The 21079-nt window shown below is 60.6% G+C and carries 15 protein-coding genes; 1 reads left to right on the forward strand and 14 read right to left on the reverse strand.

Annotated elements, in window-relative coordinates; all coding sequences use genetic code 11:
* The first annotated feature begins 187 nt into the window (after positions 1 to 187).
* Positions 188 to 604 (forward strand): VOC family protein, encoded by a 417-nt coding sequence (locus tag Q0792_RS13180; protein WP_298841254.1) that lies wholly within the window; start codon positions 188 to 190, stop codon positions 602 to 604.
* Positions 605 to 687: 83 nt separating this feature from the next.
* Here Q0792_RS13180 and Q0792_RS13185 read toward each other — a convergent pair whose 3' ends face one another.
* The 14 genes from Q0792_RS13185 to Q0792_RS13250 are packed head-to-tail and all read right to left on the reverse strand — an operon-like array spanning position 688 to position 21054.
* Positions 688 to 4005 (reverse strand): hypothetical protein, encoded by a 3318-nt coding sequence (locus tag Q0792_RS13185; RefSeq protein ID WP_298841256.1) that lies wholly within the window; start codon positions 4003 to 4005, stop codon positions 688 to 690.
* Positions 4002 to 5345 (reverse strand): ATP-binding protein, encoded by a 1344-nt coding sequence (locus Q0792_RS13190; RefSeq protein ID WP_298841259.1) that lies wholly within the window; start codon positions 5343 to 5345, stop codon positions 4002 to 4004. The genes Q0792_RS13185 and Q0792_RS13190 overlap by 4 nt, the downstream gene beginning before the upstream one ends.
* Positions 5338 to 8748: a contractile injection system tape measure protein gene (locus Q0792_RS13195; RefSeq protein ID WP_298841261.1), complete on the reverse strand. Its 3411-nt coding sequence runs from the start codon at positions 8746 to 8748 to the stop codon at positions 5338 to 5340. Before Q0792_RS13195 ends, Q0792_RS13190 begins: the two co-directional genes overlap by 8 nt.
* Positions 8748 to 10874: a hypothetical protein gene (locus Q0792_RS13200; RefSeq protein WP_298841262.1), complete on the reverse strand. Its 2127-nt coding sequence runs from the start codon at positions 10872 to 10874 to the stop codon at positions 8748 to 8750. The genes Q0792_RS13195 and Q0792_RS13200 overlap by 1 nt, the downstream gene beginning before the upstream one ends.
* Positions 10871 to 11734, reverse strand: coding sequence for a hypothetical protein (locus Q0792_RS13205; protein ID WP_298841265.1), 864 nt, complete (start codon positions 11732 to 11734; stop codon positions 10871 to 10873). The genes Q0792_RS13200 and Q0792_RS13205 overlap by 4 nt, the downstream gene beginning before the upstream one ends.
* Complete coding sequence (locus tag Q0792_RS13210) at positions 11731 to 15732, reverse strand: hypothetical protein (RefSeq protein ID WP_298841268.1); 4002 nt, start codon at positions 15730 to 15732, stop codon at positions 11731 to 11733. Before Q0792_RS13210 ends, Q0792_RS13205 begins: the two co-directional genes overlap by 4 nt.
* 1 nt (position 15733) lies before the next feature.
* A complete protein-coding gene (locus tag Q0792_RS13215; RefSeq protein ID WP_298841270.1) occupies positions 15734 to 16726 on the reverse strand; it encodes a hypothetical protein in 993 nt (330 codons plus the stop codon).
* A gap of 6 nt (positions 16727 to 16732) precedes the next feature.
* Complete coding sequence (locus Q0792_RS13220) at positions 16733 to 17170, reverse strand: GPW/gp25 family protein (RefSeq protein ID WP_298841271.1); 438 nt, start codon at positions 17168 to 17170, stop codon at positions 16733 to 16735.
* A gap of 3 nt (positions 17171 to 17173) precedes the next feature.
* Entirely contained in the window at positions 17174 to 17464 is a 291-nt protein-coding gene (locus tag Q0792_RS13225) for a PAAR domain-containing protein (RefSeq protein ID WP_298841274.1), read from the reverse strand.
* Positions 17465 to 17496: 32 nt separating this feature from the next.
* Positions 17497 to 19263 carry a type VI secretion system tip protein VgrG gene (gene vgrG / locus Q0792_RS13230; protein WP_298841276.1) on the reverse strand — a complete coding sequence of 589 codons (1767 nt, stop codon included), beginning with the start codon at positions 19261 to 19263 and terminating at the stop codon, positions 17497 to 17499.
* A gap of 6 nt (positions 19264 to 19269) precedes the next feature.
* A complete protein-coding gene (locus Q0792_RS13235) occupies positions 19270 to 19953 on the reverse strand; it encodes a peptidoglycan-binding protein (RefSeq protein WP_298841279.1) in 684 nt (227 codons plus the stop codon).
* A 3-nt stretch (positions 19954 to 19956) separates the two neighbouring features.
* The gene (locus Q0792_RS13240; RefSeq protein WP_298841282.1) at positions 19957 to 20136 is read right to left on the reverse strand and encodes a hypothetical protein; all 180 of its coding nucleotides are present in this window, start codon (positions 20134 to 20136) and stop codon (positions 19957 to 19959) included.
* Positions 20136 to 20591, reverse strand: a complete 456-nt coding sequence (locus tag Q0792_RS13245) for a phage tail protein (RefSeq protein ID WP_298841284.1) — start codon at positions 20589 to 20591, stop codon at positions 20136 to 20138. The genes Q0792_RS13240 and Q0792_RS13245 overlap by 1 nt, the downstream gene beginning before the upstream one ends.
* Positions 20592 to 20595: 4 nt before the next feature.
* A complete protein-coding gene (locus tag Q0792_RS13250) occupies positions 20596 to 21054 on the reverse strand; it encodes a phage tail protein (protein WP_298841289.1) in 459 nt (152 codons plus the stop codon).
* Positions 21055 to 21079: the final 25 nt, after the last annotated feature.

Consider the following 21079-nt stretch of genomic DNA (forward strand, 5'->3'; position numbering starts at 1 on the left):
GCTTTTTTGGCGTCAATGCCGCGATGGATAACTGCCCGGCCCGGGGTAGCCACAGATTTCAGCCCTGCCGGTCAGGCGTGATGTGCAGATCCCGAAGGGAATATCTGTTGAGGTGCGGCCTGGCGGAACTTACCCATACAAAGCAGCCCTCCTGTCATGGGCTGATTTCCGGAAAGGACAGAACCTTATGATTGCATATGTCACCGTAGGAGCAGATGACATCGCCCGGGCGGAACAGTTCTACTCTGCTATACTGCCTGTTCTTGGTTACAGGCTGGAAAAGTACCATGGCGACCTGAGTTACATACCGTCCGTACAGCCTGACCAGATTTCAGCTTCACCGGATTTCTATGTCAAATCGCCGTTTAACGGTGGTCCCGCGAGCGCCGGAAACGGGGCAATGGTTGCTTTTGAGGTCAGCAGTCAGAAACAGGTCCGCGAGCTTCATGCAGCGGCGGTGGCAGCCGGCGGCTCAGACGACGGGCAGCCGGGCTTTCGTGCATCGTATGGACCTCAGTTTTATGTGGGCTATCTGCGCGACCCTCAGGGCAACAAAATCGCGCTGTTCTCTGACAATCCGGATGAACCGGGGCGGGACGGTTAACACCGCGTTCAACCACGCCCCGGATATTGTCTTCAGCAACAGGCGGAAGGAAAGGCCGCCTGTTCGCAGGGAAAGGAGCAGCTCTATGGCATCGGCCCGTTTTTTATTCTCTGGACGAAATTGTAAATCATGATGCTGCCCAGCAGGGCGATCAGGATCCACATAAGAATGCCCGGCCAGACCGCGCGCGGGTCGCAGAAACTGAGCACCAGCAGCGTGGCGACAAGCACCAGGTTGCCGATCCACACCAGCCCGATGGTCAGGAAGCGAAACGCGATACGATCGACGATACCGCTGTAGAAAGACCGCCAGGTCAGAAGTACAACAATTGCGAAAAGTGCCATGGCTGCCAGTGTAATCGCCGCGCGGTTGGGGCAGGAAAAGTCGCACACCCGGCTGACGGGCCCCTCGAAACTGGCCAGCAGAGGTGGCAGACGCGGTGTGTTGAAATGCCTGGCAATGATACCTGCAATGGCCGCCGTCTCGACACCCGCCGGGTCCGGCACCGGCCAGAAACCCACACCCGAGAAGTTGTCCTTGAAATAGACCACGTCATCCTCAAACTGTGAGAAGGGCGCAGGCGTGCGCGTATCGACCGCGTTTGCCTTGACCGATGTCAGGACAAATTCATGCCCCCCCGGGGGCAGCACCGGTATGATGCTGCGCAGCACGCTGGCGCGCAACTCGCCCTGAAACAAACCCTGTTCCATGCGGTAGCGCAGGCCCTTCTTGGCGTCTGTGGTGGGGCGCTCGAGAAAGAGCAGAATTTTGTCGATAATCCTCGTGGTTTCACGGCCAAGGTCTCTGGGGCCATCCGTCTGCGAGGTGTCTGCATTCTCGTCAGCAAGTACCAGTGGGCTGGGTATCAGCAATTCATAGAGTTCATCAAAGAGCGGCTGGTCGAGACTTTCACCGACGAGCGGGAAGTCAAACGCCACATTGATGCGCAGACGGTCCCGGTTCGGCAGCGCTTCGTACAGATCCTTGACGATGCTGATGAGGATTTTCATTTCATCCCCGCCCAGATCGTTGCCCTGATAACCGTGGAAAATGAGCGTCACACCATCGGGCTGAACCGGATCAAAGAGCGTCGGGACAGCGTCCCGGATATGTCCGAGTTCATAACTCTCGAACCGTTCGAAAGGGGCCATTTCGGTGGCAATGTCGTCGATCACATCCTCGATTGTCGCATCGTCCCACTGTGTCCAGTCCCGCAGATCAAACGCGAGGTCTGCGCGCGCCCGGAACTGGTGTGCTGAATTCACAAAGTCACGTTTCGCTGCCCGCCACTGTTCGCGGTTGCGCAGGGTCACCCGGGTACTGCCCGCATCCGAGAACTCCAGCCCGTAAAATGCGACCTGCCCTGTGAGGCTGAAATCGATCTGCGTTCGGGCCGGTGGCGCGGGTGGTGCATCTTCTCCGTCCGCGCCCGCCGCGGGTTCTGTACCTGCACGTACGGGCGTCGGCGCAAACCAGAACGGGTAAAAGCCGTATACCTGCAGATCTGCTTCGCGTCGTTCCGGGACACATTTACAGTCCGGCACCGCAAAATCGCCGAACACCCGGGTAATCTCGGGATCCGTGATGTTTTTCTGCGCCTTCTGGATAATGCGTTCTGTCACGAACTGGGAAAATGGCACCTGGCCGTCGATCACCGGAATATTGGCAAGCGCTTCCTCGAACAGCCGATAGCTGGGGTAAGCAACGCCGTTCAGTGTCCGGAGCCGGTCGGGCAGATCCTGCGCGGTGGCGTCGGCAACAGCCGCTCGCACATAGGGCAAAGCCAGAATTTCGTCGCGCAGAGCAGGTGTAAGAGACCATTCCGACGATACGGCGGGTTCTATGATCGCAATCTGGGTGTCGACGGTGCGCGCCACCTGTCGGGCGGCGGTCGCCTCAAGTGCTGAGCGTACCTGGGCCCGCATCAGCTCGGGCACGGTAGCATCGGCAATCGGTGTGGATTTGATGGCGTCCGACAGTTCGGGGTTGTCGATGGCGCTTTCCACAGCGTCGTCTGTAGCCTCGGTCACCGTGATCTTTGGAGTCGGATCGGGCGCGCCCTCTTCTTCATCCTCCAGTTCGATCAGCGCCGTATCCGTGGGCGGCGGTACGGGCTCGGAGGCGGCAGCCAGGGTGTCGGCGGCGGCGGTGATCTCCTCTCCGACCAGAGCTTCCTGTGCGCTGACGAGACCTGCGCGGATGCGGTTTACCAGCTCTGCGCGTGTCGGAGTGCGGGCGGGGGCCAGCTCTGTCAGTACGGGGACTGCAGTCTCAAGCTCTGCGCGTGCCAGCAGGGCGTCAGTCGCATCCGGTTTCAGCAGGAAAGTCAGCGGCAGAGTCTCAGGCCCGGTGACCAGCTCTTCGATCTCGGCCAGTACGCAGTCGTCAAGGTCGCTCGCCAGTGCCGGCCGCAACTGGCGCCAGAGCGCCTGTGGACTGTCAAAACCACCGTTCTCCCCGGCAAAAGCGTCCAGCTTGGGAGACAGGGAGACGAAAAATTCGAGCGATGCAATGTCTTCATCGTTGAGCGCATACCAGGTAAGCGTCTGTTCCTGCGGGCGTGGCGAGCAGGGGCCACCTGTGTACACGGTAGAACCATCGCCGCCTTCGTTCTGTGCGTTGTAGTCATCAATCAGGGTGAGCACCGCAGGCAGCGTCCCTGCGAGACGGCGCAGGCGTTTTCTGGTGCCCTCGTCTTCCTGTGTGTCACCTGCCGCGATCCAGCCGAGGAAATCGTCACTCTGCAGCACACGCAGAGCGCCGACGCGGCTGGAACCCAGACGGCCCAGACGCTCCATGGCCTGTTGCCAGGCGTCGATACCTCCGGCGACGGGCAACATCGCACAGATGTCGGCCTCGGTTTTGTCCTTGAAGAGCCTGGTCAGGGTGGCAAGTGCCCGCGCTCCGTCGGGGTATTGTGCCAGCGCACCCCCCGGATCTTCGCAGGTGAAGGTTACAGCACTCCGTCCCAGTGCAAGGGTCTTCATTGCTGTGGTACCTGCAAGCCGCAGACCCAGTGTGCTGCGTGCCAGGGCATCGCCACCGGCCGTGAGATCAAGTTCAAAGAGCTGCTCTGACCAGCCTGGGAAATTTTGCTGCAGGCGTGCATACTGCACCGCCAGTTGCAGCGTCGAGCGCACGTCATCCAGCCCCGCCGGGCGCGGTACATCCTCGCAAAGCTGTTGCAGTTTCTGACGCGTATAGGTGCCAAGCCGTCCGTCTGTCAGCAGGGCGTTATTGTCATTGTAGGCTGTTCGCAGACCCAGCTGAACTTCGCCGATACTCGCGGGAACCAGTTTGTCCTCTGTCAGGTCCATCAGGTCGCTGCAGGCGGCAGCGAGGACTGTACTCATCGAAAAATACAGGATTATTGCAGACAGAAAACGGCTGAGACGGGTCATGACGTGCGTCCTTCTTTGCGCATTTCAGCGGTAACGGCGGATTTGATATCTTCTGCGGCAACGGAAGATGCGCCGCGTCGCAGCGCGCCCACGGCCGCATGGCGCACCACATTGGTGATGGCCGCACCGGACAGATCATGGGTGCGCGCGAGTGCCCTGAGGTCGATGTCCTCCGCAACGGGCACACCAGAAAGGGTGTTTTGCCACAGCTGAAGTCTTTCGGGTACGGTCGGCCGGGCAAACCCGATGGCACTCTGGAACCTCCGGAAGAAGGCATCATCTATGTTGCTGCGCAGGTTACTCGCAAGGATCACAAGGCTCTGGCACTCCTCAATGCGCTGCAGCAGGTAAGAGACTTCCTGGTTTGCGTGACGGTCATTTGATGATGCAGTTGCCGTGCGGGTGCCAAAGAGCGCGTCGGCCTCATCAAAAAACAGAATCCAGTCCCGTTCAGCGGCCATGTCGAAAATCAGACCGAGGTTCTTTTCCGTTTCGCCAATATATTTGGATACAACCATCGACAGGTCGACGCGGTAAACATCGAGACCTGTGCGCTGACCCAGCAGGGTTGCTGTCAGTGTCTTGCCTGTGCCCGGGGGGCCGTAGAAAAGCGCCTTGTAGCCTCTCCCGAACTGTCGTTCGAGCCCCCAGTCCTGCAGGATCGTATCGCGGTTTTCGAGCCATGCGAGGATGTGCTGCAACTGGTCCCGCACGCCGGCGGGCAGAATGAGGTCCTCCCAGCCGAGTTTCGTCGTCAGCCGTCTGGCGGGAAAATTCGGCGAGAAATCGGGCCGGGGTGGTTTCCCGTCACAGAGTGCGACAACGCGGTGTACCGGGATGTCGAGGCGGCTGACGTGGGAGGGCGGTGTCTGGGTGAGCGTGACGCCCGCACTGACCCGCAGCGGATTATCAGGTTCAAACAGCCGCATGGCGGCGATCCGTGCGGCAGTATCCGTGCCCGCGATCAGAAAGAGCGCCGTTTCAACCGAGGGCACAAAGGCGGTACCCGCGTCCGGGTGCCCGCCAAACTGCGAAAATGCGCGGTCAATGGCAGAGTTTTTCACATAGAACGGGTCGAGTACTGCTGAGTTGACATGCGGGGCGACGGCCAGGGCCAGCACCAGCCGCGCCGTAGCATTCATGCCAGTGCGCGCGATCAGATCACCCAGTGCAGTTCCCCGTGGCTGCTCTGGTGCAGGCGGCACAGTGAAAGGTGCCGTCGTGCCATCGAAGAAATGTCCCAGGCGGGCTTCGATCACCTGTTCAAGCCAGCGGATCTCATGCGAGACAGCATCGGCATGTGTTGCCTGTGCTGTGCCGGGAGGGGAGGAGTCATTCATCGCTGTCCTCCCGCCAGGTCACATGACAGGGCAGAGGCATCCACGGCAGAGTTACCGGCCCCGGACTCCAGGGCAGGCTGTCGAGAAGCATGTCGAACGGGCCGGGCGTGACCCGCAGATGCGCACCGGTGGCATCGAGCCGCAGCGTACCGGCGCGGCGCAGGAATGCTTCGCGCAACCCGTCCGGAGACGTAGCCCCCAGCCGGGACCATCTTTCAATCACCGAGCGCAACAACCCATCCATCAGAGCATCGGCATCAGCATCGGGTTTGGTTGGAAGGGGCAGCGGAGCCGCCGGATCGACCCCCAGCAGGATATTGTGCAGCGGGTCGGGCGCGGGCACGGTCGTGTCCGGAGTGCCGGCAAGAGCCAGCAGAAGACCACGCGCAAGCGGCAGATCACCGGTTTCCAAGGCGCGCCCCTGTCGTTCTATGCCCGTCCGGTCAAACAGCAATGCATAGAACGGATGCAGCAGCACCAGTCCGGCCGTTTCAGAAACCAGCAGCGTTTCACCGTCCGTTTCGTTTGTCGCCTGAGCGGGTATCGCGACGGGCCGTGCACTTTCCTGGCCAGAGGGTGCGGCAGTGTCCGGGGTGCTGGTCAAAAGTGTTTCCAGCGCAGCCCGTGTCTGTCGATGCAGCCCGGTGGCGTCCGGACCCGGAGCAGTACCAAGGCGCGCGGAGACCGTGCGCAGGGCAAGAGTCCGGCGGTTCTCATCAGGCTCCAGCTGCGCAAGCAGATCGTCCAGTCGACGGCTCAGCGGCAAACCGGGCGGAGGCGCGCTTGTCGCATTGTGCAACAGGGCGCACATGACCGCAAAACGCGACTGCGGGTCGTCGTGCGCACGGCCCGGCCAGAGCTGTTCCACGAGGCGCAAGGCTGCCACCACAGTGCTGTCAGATGCGGGCAGTGTGACTCTGGCGATCTGTTCAAGCTGACTGATGAGTTCCTCGTCGGTGCGTTCTGTGCTTTCAGGTTCGTCGGCTGTAACAGGTACTTTCCGCGTCGCGGCACGATAACCCGGCGTATCCGGAACGTGTCCGTCCCGTGTCGCAACCGGTTGGGTGATATGATCTTCTGTGCTGTTTTCGCTGGCGAGGGCCCCGGTGCCGGAACGTGACACTGCAGTCTCCGACACTGCGCCGTGCGCTCGTACCGGGGTTTTGGCATCCGGGTTTTTACGATCAGAAAAATGCGCCTCAGCTGTTGCGATCCTGAGGTCGTCCGAACGCCCCGAAGTGGTATCCTGTTCCCCTGCCCGTGTTAAATCCTGATCTGGCGGATCAGATGCTTCGTCAGAAACATACGGATTCGTATGTTTCTTGCTCTTTTGTCCTGGCTGTTCAGCAGGTGCAGCACGCTGGATTGTTGTGTCTTCGCCGGCGTTCTGGCGTGCACCGGAAATTTCCCGATCCTCGTGGTCATGCACTGATCGGTGCGTGTGGTTATCCCAAACGTCGGATGAACCTTCCCGGGTCGACGGTATGTCGCCTGAATTTTCATGGTTGTTGCCCCGGGCCGCATCCGCCTCACGGCCGGATTCCCCGCCCACGGGCAGGGTCAGGGAACGCCCGGAAACCTGCGTTTGCGCATTGGCAGCGCCGAGAACGCGCAGTATTTCGCTCCGGGTCAGTCCAGCGATGCGCAGGACTTCGGTCAACGGGTCGATCGCCAGGGCGTCCGGTGTTTCACCGGCATCCGGATCATCTGCATCTTCCACCGCCAGACTGGCAAGGTCGTTGAAACGGGCGTTTTCAGTCGTGAAGCCTGTTTCGGGTTCGGCGCGGGCAAGTTTTTCGAAATCGAGTGTCCTGTCTGCAAGAAGCAGCAGCGTGGCTTTGCGGAGAGCTTCGGCCGGGTGATCGGCTTCTTCGGACAGGTCGCTCAGTCGGTCCCTCAGCAATCTGGCTGCCGGCGACAGAAGTCCGTGCGCAAGAACCAGGAGTTCCGGTGTATCAAGCAGGGCCAGCGATGCCGTGAATGCATCCGGTTCTGACGCCTGAAAAGCACGCAGCGTTTCGGAATCAAGATCGTTTCCGCGCAGCATCGCCGTGTGGTCAGACGCGGGGTCAGAAAATTGTCTGTTCCGGGAAGAGAGCGCGGTCAGCGGATCCGGAGCGACACGGCCGCTTTTGCCAGCATTCCGGATTTCCGGGTTTTCTTGCAGCGGGTTTGAGACGCGTTTTGTGTCTGTGTCATTATTCGCGGAGCGCCGGCGGCTCTCATCGCCCGGAACGTCCCATGGAGAGCCATCCGCGGCCTGACTCAGCTTGCCCGAGGCTTGTCGCCCGTGCGCATCGGACAAGCTCCCTCCATTGCGCTCGGAAGGTGTGGCAGCATTTCCTGTGGCCGGGGGTGCAGTACTGACCACAGGCAGCAACGTTATCAGCCGGGCGATCAGACGCGATGCCGTTTTCTGTGCGTCTTCCCGGCTCGTTCCGCGATGAACCAGACCTTCGATGATGCGCTTTTCTGCGAACTTGAGGTCAGTCAGTTTGTCTGCACTCAGGATGTTCTGCCAGTCGATACTGTCAGAGACAGTCCGGCCCTTTAACCGTTGACCCGGCAGAGATGTGGAAAGCGCTTTGTCCGCCAGACGGCGCAGTAACACAGACACACCAGCGGAAGTTTTAGCCAGACGGTCGATCTCGTCAGCAAACAAAGTACCTTCATCAGAGTTCCCCGGCACTCTTTCGGACCCGAAAGTTGGATCAGGCACATCTGCCCGGGTATCTGACGGGATCACGCTTTTTCTTTCGCGATCAGCAGTGTCCAGAACACTGATCAGCTCGGACTGCAAAGCCGGGTCGGTTGCGAGCGGGGAAAGTCCGGCGATGCGCAGGGCAGCTAGTGCACCGGCCTCTTCCGGATACTCTTCCAAACGCAAGCGTATGGTTTCCTGAGAAGGCGTGGCCCCGAAGCGATTTGCCCAGTCAAAAAATCCCCGGGCCCGGGCGATGAGAACGTTGTGGCGTGCATCGTCCCAGCCGACCGGCGTTGACCGATTATCGCTGGGCGCAGAGACAACCGGTGAGGCCGAGGACACCGGCGATGCCAGTTTTTTCTCGGAAGGCGAAGCCTGTTCAGGATCTGCATTGAGAAACCGGCTGAGCGCGGCCTCCAGTTTATGCGCCAGAATCCAGCGAACTTCAGACCACACAGGATCATCAGGCCAGTCGCCCAGATCAATGTCAATCTGTGGCGCATAAAGCGTCACCTCAGACCAGCGGGGGTGGTCGAGCACCTCTGACAATGCAGGCAGTATTTCCTTACGGACTGCCGCCAGAAGTTGCTCTGGCGATGAAAGCGGACCCTGTGCGGCAGTAATCTCAAAGGCTGCATCGACCGATGCAATGACCGCGTTCACCTGTTGAGGGGGTGATATGGGAGCGGCAGACGGCATCAGGCGACCTGCTCTGTATCGGATGCCTGTTCCGGTTCTGCGGAATTGGGGCTGTCCCTGTCCGCATCGGTTCTTTCACTGGCGTCAAAGTCCTGCCAGTGGACGCGGACATGGATATGCGCCGGTGCGAGCTGCGCGACCAGACCTTCGACATAGTTACGAAAGCTCTGCATCGCGCAACGCGCTGTCCAGCCGGGCAGCATCAGATCAGCGGTATGCGCGCTGCCACTGCCATCCTCTTCCAGTATAATCCGCTCCGACAGATGGGCGGCCTCGGATGCACGATGCAGGTAATTCCACGTCGCACGCAGGCGCGCCACCGTTTCCATCGCTTCGTCCTTGTCTCTGATAACCGCACAACGCTGCAGGCCCGTGCCATTGCCAGGGTCATACAGGACCTGCCAGCTGCCACCGGGATACGGGACGATGGCAAGGCTGTCTGCGTCTGCAAGCCGCCGGAAATCCGCGCTGCACAATGCCCCGTCTGTGACAAAAGGCGACAGTTCCGCAAGGCGCTCCGGTGAGAGCCGTTCCGCATGGTCCCTCAGAGGCACGAGCATATCGAAAGGGTTGAGGGCACCAACCATGATGATCCGGTCATCGTCCTGTGCAACCGGGTCAGCGGAATCATCAAGATGCAGACCAAACCGGCGCAGCACCGAAGTCTGATCGCTGTTCTCGGTCAGGTTCAGGTCGGCCAGAATGGCAAGTTCAGCAAGAAATCCACCCGGCCCTTCGGGCCCCGGACCTGTCGCCCGTGCACTGTTCAGCCAGGGCAGGGCAAAGAGATATTCCAGCCGCCATTCAATCGCAAACCGGTGCCGGGCGCGAACTGACATATAGTGATGCAGTCCACTGTGACGCGTGGCAGGCATTTCGGCACCCTGGAGCGCAATGAGGTAATCCAGCAGTTTCACGCGCATCCTGTGTGCCACCGGATCATCTGTCTTCTGATGCGGCCGGGCCGTGAATATCCGGGGCAGGGCATCCAGATCCGCGATCATGTCGCGCAGAACACCGTCGATCGCCTCCCGATATTCCGAAATCAGATCACCTGGGTCGTGCATTGAATAACCCTCGGCGCGGTACAGCCCGGGCAAAAGGCTGTCCACGTGTGACTGACCAAACTGCCGCCGCCTGCCGGGCCGCATGACATCCCAGTCCGGACCGTCGACATGGTGCACTGCAGCAGCAATCGTTTCTGCAGCAATGCGGTTGTACTCTTCGCGGATACGCGCCGGGTCAAGCGCCACCGCCGCGCCGTTCAGCGTCAGTGTCAGCCCGATCTGGTCGCGTGTCCGGGGCAGGACAGAGCGGTAGAAAACGGCGTCGCCGGCTGCGGGCATTTCCCGTGTGCCGGGCTGTCGCAGGCTGAACGCGCCGATATCCCGAACGCCGGGCAGTGCACGCAGATCATTGAGGTGCTCGCTGATGTCTCCGGGCTTGCCGACATCGGACCGCGCCGGTGCGAGCAGCCTCTCCGGCGCTTCCCAGACATCCGCACGCCGGGCCGCGTGATCTGCACGGGACGCGCCGCTGAGGATATCGGACACCTGATGATAGAGAGCCGCGGCCACTGTCTCAGGCAGGGCGGCCTCTGTGATTTCGACCTCACCGTGCAAAACAACCCGCAGGGGTCGGGCAATCACCACTGACCCCAGATCGGTACAGAGTGGTCGGGCGCGTCTGAACAAAGCGCGGAAAGTGCCGACAGCGTCCACGCCGGCGTCTTCCTCGCCAGAGGGAACCAGTATGACGTCCAGTCTTCCAGGTCTCGCGGGATCATGCGGCGCGATAACGACCCGTTCGATACCGGGGCATGTCCCTATCCATGTCTGCAGATCCTCGCGGCGGACCGGCATGCTGCCCAGCACTTTGCGCGGGCGGAACAGCGCAAGATCGTGAAAACAGAAGTGCCCGCGCGGATTGGTCAGCAGATCGCGCACCGGCAGCCCGGCCTGCCACGCCACCTGGCTGAGCGCAAAACAGGTCTGTTCGAGCAGCGTTACGCCCGGATCATGCAGGTTGTAATCCGTCCAGATATCGCCGGAGGCTTCTTGTGCATATTCAACGGCCGCGCGCCGCAGATCAGCAAAGGCAGTGAGGGGATCAGGCGACCTGGTCACAGCAGCCCCGCATCGCGATCACTGTCTTCACGTGCGCCGGTCATCATACTGTCAAACCAAAGCTGGGTCAGGTAGTAGCGCACCACTTTGCCTTCGCCGAAATTCGCATTGGTGCGCAGCTGCAGCCGGAAGTGGTGTTGCTGTGTGTCTGCAACCCAGCGCAGGCGCAGCCGGTCCGCATAGGAGCCATACATCGCCGTCTGCGTTTTGATAGAACGACGCCGGAACAGCCAGTTCAGGATGGGGTTGCGCGGATGATAGGCATTCATGGCGATGGCGTGCATCATTGAATATCGCCCCTTGCGCGGCTCACCCCCCGTACCAGCGGTGACCTCAAAACACTGACAGCCGGTCAGCGGTTGGGTGATGTCGTGCCATTTGCCATCCGCTCTGACATGCGGAATGCGGTGGCTGGTCACCCCGATCCTGCCACGCATCCGTGCCACACCATCGACATCGAGGCGCCAGTCCGGTGCTTCGTGTGCAACCCCGACGCGCCCGTCCCGCGTGATACTGAGCCCCGCCGGGCCCGGTCCGTCGGCGGTGTTTTCTTCCTCTGCAGCGCCTGGCGCGAACTCGAGCGCTGACTTGCCCTGGTCCGGCCGGAAATGCAGTGCGCCGGGCGCATCACCGTGTTCCAGCACCCAGGACGGTTTGGGTGTTCCCAGACCCTGATACAGGCTTAGAACACGCAGGGAGGAACCAACCGAGTTCAGCCGCAACCCGTCTGCGTCCGTTTTGGCAAAGCCGTCATCAACCTGATTAACGGTGCTGTCGATCAGGTCCCGGTATTCAGCCGCCGTGGGCAGAGCGCCGCTGCGGAAAAAGGATTTGAGAGTAGCGCGATCTTGTTTTGTCACGGGATATTCCTCTGGCCGACGATGAGCATGTCGCCGACAGTCAGGTTGCCGATGCCGGCAGCTGAGGGGGCTTCATCATCAATTTCTGGCAGGATTGTCAGGATATGGTCCGCCGTCGACAGCGGCAGGCTCCATGGAAATCTGGGGGTCAGCACAGGGCCATAGGTGCCGCCGCGCGGGTCGTTTACCTCCTGAGCCGTGTCCAGAAGCTGATAGCTCCGGGCATCATCACCCACGAGGTGCAGAACAGAAAAATCGGTGATGTCATCGACATATGGCAGTGCTGCGATATGGGCGCGCAGCATGTGTACGTTCAGCGACCAGCCGAAGCGCGCAAGAGAATCGTCGGCAGTCCAGACAGAGAGGTACCGGGCCAGGTCGCGACGCAGCATCTGCGCCATCGCCCCGTTTTCACGATCTGCGGTGACCGAAAGCTTGGCACGTACCTGCAGCCGTTCAAAGGTTGGATTAACAACATCCAGCTGCGCCTCTTCACTCACATAGTCGCTCAGCCAGTCACGGATGCGTTCAAGGGTGGCCACGTCAAACAGGGCGGGCGCAGGCGTATGCAGTGCAGGATCTGCTGTGGGTTTCCGGGTCACAACCAGAGTGACAGTTCCCGGAGCAGGCGCCGGAGTTTTCCGGCTGAGATGCGGCAGACATTTTGCCATCCAGACCTCAGGGAATTTTTCGAGCACCATCCGCTCCATGTCCCAGGGGCGCACACCGCGACGACGGTGACGCAGCCTTTCGCCCACGCGGGCGGTAAACGCATCGGGAGGTTCCGGCGGTCGTATTTCCGCGGGTGTCACGATTTCGGACGGCGGAGAGAGGCCCGGCTGCGCCTGAGAAAAGGACCATGTGCGTGGTGTTCCATGGTTCTTCCAGGTGTCATCACGCCTGCAGACCCAGACACCGTTGACGGAAACCCTGCTCAGCGCGGGGAAGATTTCGAGGTGTGGGCGCGTTGCTACGGCGGCCAGCCAGACACCGCCAGCGGGCATTTCGGGCGAATGATCCGTTGCATCGTCGGGCAGGTCGATCACCACAAGGCCGGACCGCATCAGCCCGGCGGTGGTATCAGAGGAAAGTGCCGTTTCCGGCAGGTCGGCCCATCCGTGCGCGGACAGGTATTTCCACCGTATCGGGTTTGCATCAGGCACCAGGCGCAGATGCCCCGACTGGGCCATATCGAAGGCCAGTGTTACGGGGCCGGTGGCATCAGCACCCGTCAGCTGAAAGGCCACATGTCCATAACCCATACGTTCGGGAAACAGCCGGATGCCGCGCAACATACGCTGTGGAAAGACCCCGACACGGCCAAAAGGCCCGACCTGGTGTACTGTTTCCCCAGGACGGGCGGTGTCCGGAGCATTCAGCTCGATCGTCGCTTCTGCGGTGTATGCCAGTGAGAAACGGCTGATTTCGGGCACATAGGGCGCTGGTGGAATTTTCCGGGTGCCCAGCGGGAGAAGACGCGGGCGCATCGCGTTCACGAGGGCAACCGGATACTGCCCTGCCAGAAAACCATCGGCCGTGCCGGCAAGCCGCATCCGAATCATGCCTGCACGTACGGTCTGGCGTGACTGGTATTCGGCTGCTGTCACGACGCCCGTCGCGGGGATAGAGTGGCCGGACACCTGTCCGGTGAATTCCCACGCCGGCAGCAGCGCACCCGTGACGCCCTCGGTCTGAAACAGCGGAAGCGGTGCATCGCTGACCGGCTTCCATCCGTCCCCGCTGAGATATTCGACGGTCAGTTCAGGCGCAGGCACCTCTATGTTACGACCATATGCTTCATAGTGGGCGTCAAAGCCACCAAGCGGATCGGGCATACCGCTCCAGCTGAGGCTGATACTGACCCGGGTGACCGGCTTACGTCCCATTTCAGCGCAACCTACCTGGAAGGTCGCGCCATCGCGGGGTCGAGGGCCAAAAGGTCTGAACGTCTGATCGGTCACGACGGGCCCGGTGTCCGAAAAAGCAGCCAGCCTCCGCAGACCGGTGACCTGCGTGCGTATCGCGACGGTTTCGATCGTGTAGCTCTCGAAGAACGAAACCGGGCAAAGCCGCGAGTCGGTGGCGTACCGCAGGGCCAGCACAGGGGCATGCTCCGGACCGGTCAGCGCCGGTGCGCTTTCGTCATAGCGCAGGCTCAGCGTGATGCCTCCAGCGGCCTGGGCATGCCGGATCGGCAGAACCTGCATGATGTCCGGTCGCAGAGGGCCATCTTCGGTGGTGACTGTGATGTCAAAAGCGTCGCCGAGCAGGCTCTGAAACACATCTTCGGGCGGGTAGTCGATTGTACCGTCGGGTTTCTGGGAGAAAGCCGCAAAGATCATCGAGCTCTGGCCGTGGTCTGTATCGGTTTCCGTGCTGCGTCCTGTAAGCTCGGGGCGAAACCGCTGCACCAGTGCATAGATCTGGTCCCAGTAGTCACCTGCCGGAAAGTCATACTGCTCGATGAGCGACAGCGTCACAATGCGCCCCAGCAGGAGGCGCAGTTGTCCTGGTCTTTCAACCCGGTTCATCAGATAGCGATAGACAAGTGACAGGGAGGTCGTCTGGTTCGTTTCAGCAGCGAATTCTGTCACCCCGTGCGTCAGCTCTTCAGCGGCGGTTTCCGTTTTTCCTGTGCAGAACGCCCTGACCAGCGCAGTATCTGCCGCGAGCGCAAGCCGGACTTCCGGATCTGCCCATTCGGGTGTTGTGGTCAGGTTCCGCCGCAGGTCTGGTATTACGCTCGCCCGTACCGAGGCCTTTCGCCGCTCGGCGCGCTCTCTGATCTCGGCGCGTGTCAGGGGCCGGGATCCGGCGGGCAGGTTTGAGGCCCGCCTCATGTGCAGGGTGACTTCTATCCGCCGGGTCCCCTCCGCCAGCGAAAGCACAGGCGAGGCAATATCGAGGCCAGTGTCGAGTGGCAGTTCGGATCCGCTGGCAAACAACGTCGATCCATCGGGCCGAGGGTCAGCGCCGATGCGTGCGGCACGCAGGCCGGTGATCCCTGCCAGAGCACGATTGTAGGAGATATCCGGGTTCGTCTCGTAACTCAGCACGCAGATGTCGCTGATCCGTGCGGTGCTGAGTGGCACAGCGGCTTCTGTACTGAACTGTTGTACAGTACCGTCCGGTAACAGCGCCTCCAGACCTGCACCCTGCTTCAGAACGCCCGGCCGCGGGACCTTGCCGAGATCCAGGAGAACCATCTCCGGACTGGCATCTGCAGGTTTCTGCCCGATAATGTCGCGATAGTAGTGTTGGGTGTGCCGTGCGGGCAGCTGATTGATCACCGCATCCACGTGGCCTGCTGTCCGCAATTCGGCTATCAGCAGGCCGAGGCCCGGATCTATTCCGCCGGACACAATCCTTGCATCAAAGGCTTTGCGGGCCATGGGCTGCAGTGCGCTGACGGCGTTGCGCAGAATGGTGTGGATGGCACGCAGCCGTTCGCGCGTAGCGCGCGCAGCGGCCAGAGCGCCGGCCGACCGCTCAGCCTCGCGCACAGTCCTGTGCTCGCCCGCGCGGCGCAGCACCACGGATGGCTGCACTCCGGCAAGTGACTGAACAAGTGTCGTCAGAGCGACTTCCTTATCCATCTGCTCAAGCTGGCGCGAGAAAACGACCGGCTTTTGCAACCTTATGCGGCGGAGCCATCCGTCTAGTCGTGCGGCGAGTGCACTGATCTGCGACAGCGCGCTGGCAGGTTCCTGCTCGAGTGCCTCGGCAAATTCAAAGCCCGCATCGTCTGCCCTGAAGGAAAGCAGCTGTGCGTAGAGCCATGCGGGTTCATTCTGAAAAAGCCGCGCCCATGGTCCCGCCCGGCGATCTTCTGACGCTACGGCAACATCTGCTGCGCCCAGACGCTCGCCCGCCGCAGCAAAAGCCTGTGCAAGGTCGTCCGGGCGCACCTCGAACCGGCGTGGCGCGAGTGGACGGGGCAGGCGCCGCGTGGCCAGTGAGCCGGGTGTCACCCTGATATCCTGCCAGCGGTGGCTCATATCATTCGGCCTCCGCATCGTCTTCGGCTGCCGGGGGCAGGTCTGACAGGAAAACACCCGTCAGGGTTCCCGCGTCGCTCTCGATCAGGAACGTCCCACCGGCAGAAACAGGCGGTGCGGGGCGTTCTTCGGGCGCGAACTGTGCGGACTCAAAAACTGCCCGGAAAGGCACGGCGTCACGCCCCGTTTTAAAGGGCGGCAGTAGCGGGCCATCGCCGTCCTGCACGGAAACCACGCCTTTGCCGCTGCTGACGAACCGTCCGCCGCACTGAAACAGGTTGGTCCACGTCAGTCTGTCAAATGGCAGATCTGCGTCAAATCCACTGGCTGCAAAAGCACCCCGGCCTGAACCGTACCCCGCCTGAAGTGAAAAACGGCCCCTGGCCTTTGTGACAGTAACACCGCCGTCGGTATCAGGGGTGATCAGTTCCAGCGCAATTGGCCCCGAAAAGGTCACCGAGCCGGTCGATGGAATTTCCACCTCGGCCGCACCCGGCCCGATGACCATCGGCCCGCTGAAAGCCAGATCAAAAATATTGTAGGAAACATCATAGACGTTGGGCAGCGCGCCGGTTGTGCCAAACCCGCCACGTTCGGTTGCATCCGCCTTGCGCGACCCAACACCCGGCGTGCTGTCGCCGGGCCGGTCCTCGACCTGCGCAGACCGGTCAATAAAGGAAAACCGTGGCGCAAGTCCCAGGGTCGAACTGCTCCCGATCAGCAGAACGGTATCATAGTCATAGCCTGCGGTAGCGGACCGGCGCAGAAGCGAGCCCGCCATTTCCTTGTCATCAGCGTCTTCTGCCAGGCAGGGTCCGGCAGCCGGGGCGATACCGATAATACGTGTCGTCTCGGTCGACCGCAGAAATTCGGGCAGGGCCAGTTCCGGCAGCTCAGGCAGCGGTATTTCTTCCAGCACTGAACAGCTGCCAAGGGTCAGTGCGACCCCAAGACCGGCGACCCGGCCAGCTGCTGATATGTGGAACCCTGCCATGCGTCCTCAGATCGCCAGAACCGGCGTATCAGACACAAGCGTGCCTTCGCGGATATAGAAGGGGTAAACCATATTCGAACGCGAGTTTGACTGATCGACGGTGTAGTCAAGCGCAACTCCGATGCGTCCTTCGAGCCAGTCCCGCATAATCACCTCAACGCGGTGCAGTGTGACGCGGGGCTCAAAAAAGAGGATGGCCTGGCGCACTGCCGTTTCGATCCCCGCCTGTGTTTCTGCGTTGTTCGGTTCAAAAACGTAGTCGTGGATGCGACATCCATAGGCAGGTTGCATGATCCGTTCGCCGGGCCTTGTGTTCATCAGAATGCGCAGACTTTCGGCCACGTCCTCTTCTGCTTCTGCCATGCGGATCTCGCCGGTTGCCGGATCAAATTCAGGCGGGAAATGCCACCCGCGGCCAAGAAATCCCGGATCACGCTCTGCCATGGTTCATCCCCCGATGATCACAGTTGGCGCGCCCGCGACGATCACACCGCCATGTGCGGTTGTGTCCCCCATCCGGGCTGCCGGGCTGCCGCCGATCATCACCGTGGCCGAACCTTTGGTGATTGAAGCCGTTGGTCCCACACAGACACAGTTATCGCCCTGGACCGCCGCCGGAAGGCCGACAATCAGTACAGTTGCCTCGCCGGGTCCCACGATCGGTCCGCCTACATGAGGCACTACACCGTTCACTGCGGGACAGGTGTGCATATCGGTCAGTCTTGCTGCTGGTGGCATCCCCCCGGACCCCCTCTTGTTGTCTTGTCGTTTCAGTTAATCATCACAATCGAGCCCTCGACCGTGGTCTGCCCTCCGGACGACAGTTTGGCGGTCGCGTTGCCCTCGACCGTCAGTTCGGTCTGTGCCGTGCAGGTGATGTTCATGCCTTCGATGGTTGCATCCTGCGTGGCCTCTGCGGTGATGTTCTGCGTCGCCGTAATGGAAATGTCCTTGTCGGACGTGATGGCGATACCGCTGTCATCCATGACGATGGAATTGCCGTTCATGTCCTCCATGGAAAACGTGCTGGCGTCGTCATCCAGCGTCAGCGTATGCCCGCCCGGCGTGCTGACCGTGATGATCTTTTTGTCGTCGTCAAAGGTCATCCTGAGTTCCGAGCGGGTGGTGATTGTCTTGAGGTTATTGTCCTCTTCGGCGTCAATCGGCCGTGCCGCGGTTCCGTTGTGCAGTGAGCCGACAATGACCGGCGCTTCCGGATCAGCGTTCAGAAAGGCCACAACCACCTCGTCGCCCGTTTCGGGCAGAAACTGGATACCTGCCGCTGACGAGGCATAAGGCTGTGCATAGCGCGCCCAGACCTTTGCCGGCGGATCACCGACGAGGGGCAGTTCGATCTGGATGCGCAGCCGGGTATCGGGGTCTTCGGCCACGGTAAGGACCTTGCCGATCTGCAACCCGTGTATCGGCGCATTCATCGCCTCAGCGGCAGGGCTGGCAAAGCCCGTGCTGTCTGACGTCCAGTCCGGCGGCAGGCCCAGCCTGCACACCGTCAGCCAGGTGCCCGCCTCGATCCTGTGCTCGACAGAGACAGCATATCCTGTGCCGCTGTAGCGTTCGCCAAAACCCTTGATTTCAAGGGTTTTGCCTGGTTCGATCATGTTGTTTCCCTGATAGGTGACAGAGCCCGAAACTGCCCCCAGACCTGCCCGCGTGGTCCGCGCCTTGCTCCGCGTGGTCAGCTCGGCAGATGCAACCGTTGCGGCGGTAAAGGCGGTATGCTCGCGGTCGCTGAGAACTTCGGCGAGATTTGCGGCCGTGACATTGTCCGGTGTCAGCCCGGTCACAGTCGCAGAGGTGCCCGACACAGTTTCCTGTGTGGTGTCGTCCCAGGATGTCGCGCTGGCCGATTTGATCATGCGCTGGGAATCGATCTCGATGTCGAGCTCCAGAACATCAGCGCCCACGGTGACCTCCAGTGACACCGCCGCCGAGGTATCCGGTGCTTTGACAGAAACCTTGCCTGCAATGACATTGACCACCAGGCCGTTGCGGTCCGCCAGCAGGCGCAGATAATCCCAGTCGGTTGTGCCTGCGCGCAGCTTGTCTGCTGCGGTATCCGTCGTGGCCTCCACATCCGCCGTCAGACCGGCATCGCCGATGATGTCAGATATGACGTCACTGTCCTTTTTCTCCTCATAGCGCACCGACTTGCGGATTTCGGTCATCCCGATGGCCTTGTCGCGGCAATAAAGCTCAAGGCGCAGACCTGTATTGCTGTCGATCCTGGCACGGCTCGAAATAATCAGCCCCTTGAACAGCGTCTGATCCGCCCCGTCGCCGTAGAAGGCGGCGATCTCTATTTCCTTGCCCGCCACAAAGTCCGCAGCGTCGAGCTCATCAAAGTCATCCGTCTGCAGCGAACCGGACAAAATGGTGACCTGTGCCTCGGGGATACGGTTCAGACCGCTGCGGACCCGCACGGAGGCGATGAGTATGTCGTCAGAGATCTGCGCCCCTTCGATCTTGACGGTGACCCCGACGGATCCTGTTGAACCTGTTTCCGGACTGTCAGCCATGATCCCTCACCTCATCGGCGGGAACCGCAGGAGCGTATTCGGCTCAAGGTCCCGGAAATTATCGAGATCGTTGTGGGCGGCGATTTCGAGGTATTTGCCTGCATCCTTGTAGATGCGGTGGCACAGCAGCGGCAGCGTGTCGCCGGTCTGAACACGAACGAGGTGCGTGAGGTCGGGCGAGCGTCGCTTTGCTTCCAGGGCTTCCTGGGCGGCAGTGCGCGCTTCGATGAAGTTCAGCTTTATTTTTGCCCGCAGGGCGGTGCCATCGGGATGAAACAGTGTGTAGTCAACCGACATTTCCGTAAGCCGGCCAAAGAATTCTTTCAGTCCGTTGCCCCAGATAATTTTGACGGCCGTCGGTTCGTGTTCATCTCCGTCATAATCATAGCAGACGGTGCGCAGTTTATCGATCTGATCCGCTACGGGCTCAGTGGAGCCGGGCACGACGCCCGTTCCGTCGATGGTCAGTGAAAAGTTGAGCTTCTCCGGATCGGCCATGGAATACTTGGGAATTGCGCCGGACTTGCCGACAGCGCTGTCACCCTTGCCCATCGTACCGGTGTACTTCAGCGAATAGTTATGGCTGTAGTTTTCAGGGTTGATCGTTGCCTCAAAGGTGTTGGCATCACCACTTTTAGGCTCGATTTTACCCGACTGGATCGCACAGCGCACAATTTTCAGCTTGGCCACGGCTCAGCGCTCCCTGCCGCGGCGAGCCGCATCCGCCAGCCGATCGTCCATTTCGCGCAGCAGATCACGACGCATCATCTCAAGCGCCGTCTCCAGGTCTTCGCGTTGCTCCGCGGGCCGTGTGTCATCCCGCGCCGGACCAAAGCGCCCTTTCAGCACAAGCGTACCGATCTCGACCGCCATCAGACTGACCTCACCAGTGTGGTATAGGCCAGTTCAATTGTCTCAACCGCCAGTTCATTTTTCATTGCGTCAAATCCCCCAACCGTCCATTTGACCGGATACGCGTTTCCGACGGTCCACACGGCCACCGGAATACGCTTTTCATTCAGCAACGACACCGTGATGTCCTTGGGCACGATGGCCTCGGCAAAATCGCCCTCGATGGTCGATTTGCACCACTGCACGAGACCACTGGCCTGGGTGGTCATTCCGCGTTTCAGCTTGAGATTCCCGCGCTTTGCAGGTTTCGGAAGCTGATGCACGAAACGGTTTTCGCCACCCTCGACCACCGGCTCGGTTTCCAGGCTGCTTTCGAGCCCGGAAACCTCCTGAAACGCCATGTCGGGCACCGGTGGGACCATTCCCACGAACATGACCGAAAAATGAAACGCAACAGGAGGGCTGAGCAGGTCCATATGGTTACGCGTTCTCGATCACGAAACCTTCGTGTGCGATCTCGATGCTCTCCACCGCAACCTCATTGCCTTCGGCCTTGAGATCGGTGCTGGTCACCTTGACCGGGAAGGCATTCTGCACCTTCCAGACCATCGTGGGCGCCTGGGTTTCATCGAGCAGCGAAATAGTGATCGCCTTGCGCTTGATCACGTTCATCTGGATCTCGGCGAACCAGTCCCAGATCGCGTTATCCTGAATGAACACACCCTTCTTCATGGTGATATTCCCTGATTTGAGCATCCCGGGCATTTTCACCTTGGAGAACACCGGACTGTTGCCTGCGCGGTACTCCAGTACCTCGCTTTCGATATCCAGACCGGAGACTTCCTGAAAAGCCAGTTCCGTGTCGTCCCACTTTACCTGAAAGTGGAACTTGGGAAGCGGCCAGACCGCCGTTGTCTGGGCGGAGCCATCATCTGCCATGTTAAATGTCCTTCCTGTTCAAAAC

This window comes from uncultured Roseobacter sp., assembly GCF_947495025.1.
GTDB lineage: Bacteria > Pseudomonadota > Alphaproteobacteria > Rhodobacterales > Rhodobacteraceae > Roseobacter.

Coding starts and splice junctions, on each gene's coding strand:
- Q0792_RS13180 (WP_298841254.1), top strand. CDS start 188: ATGATTGCATATGTCACCGTAGGAGCAGATGACATCGCCCGGGCGGAA.
- Q0792_RS13185 (WP_298841256.1), bottom strand. CDS start 4,005: ATGACCCGTCTCAGCCGTTTTCTGTCTGCAATAATCCTGTATTTTTCG.
- Q0792_RS13190 (WP_298841259.1), bottom strand. CDS start 5,345: ATGAATGACTCCTCCCCTCCCGGCACAGCACAGGCAACACATGCCGAT.
- Q0792_RS13195 (WP_298841261.1), bottom strand. CDS start 8,748: ATGCCGTCTGCCGCTCCCATATCACCCCCTCAACAGGTGAACGCGGTC.
- Q0792_RS13210 (WP_298841268.1), bottom strand. CDS start 15,732: ATGAGCCACCGCTGGCAGGATATCAGGGTGACACCCGGCTCACTGGCC.
- Q0792_RS13215 (WP_298841270.1), bottom strand. CDS start 16,726: ATGGCAGGGTTCCACATATCAGCAGCTGGCCGGGTCGCCGGTCTTGGG.
- Q0792_RS13220 (WP_298841271.1), bottom strand. CDS start 17,170: ATGGCAGAGCGTGATCCGGGATTTCTTGGCCGCGGGTGGCATTTCCCG.
- Q0792_RS13225 (WP_298841274.1), bottom strand. CDS start 17,464: ATGCCACCAGCAGCAAGACTGACCGATATGCACACCTGTCCCGCAGTG.
- vgrG (WP_298841276.1), bottom strand. CDS start 19,263: ATGGCTGACAGTCCGGAAACAGGTTCAACAGGATCCGTCGGGGTCACC.
- Q0792_RS13240 (WP_298841282.1), bottom strand. CDS start 20,136: ATGGCGGTCGAGATCGGTACGCTTGTGCTGAAAGGGCGCTTTGGTCCG.
- Q0792_RS13245 (WP_298841284.1), bottom strand. CDS start 20,591: ATGGACCTGCTCAGCCCTCCTGTTGCGTTTCATTTTTCGGTCATGTTC.
- Q0792_RS13250 (WP_298841289.1), bottom strand. CDS start 21,054: ATGGCAGATGATGGCTCCGCCCAGACAACGGCGGTCTGGCCGCTTCCC.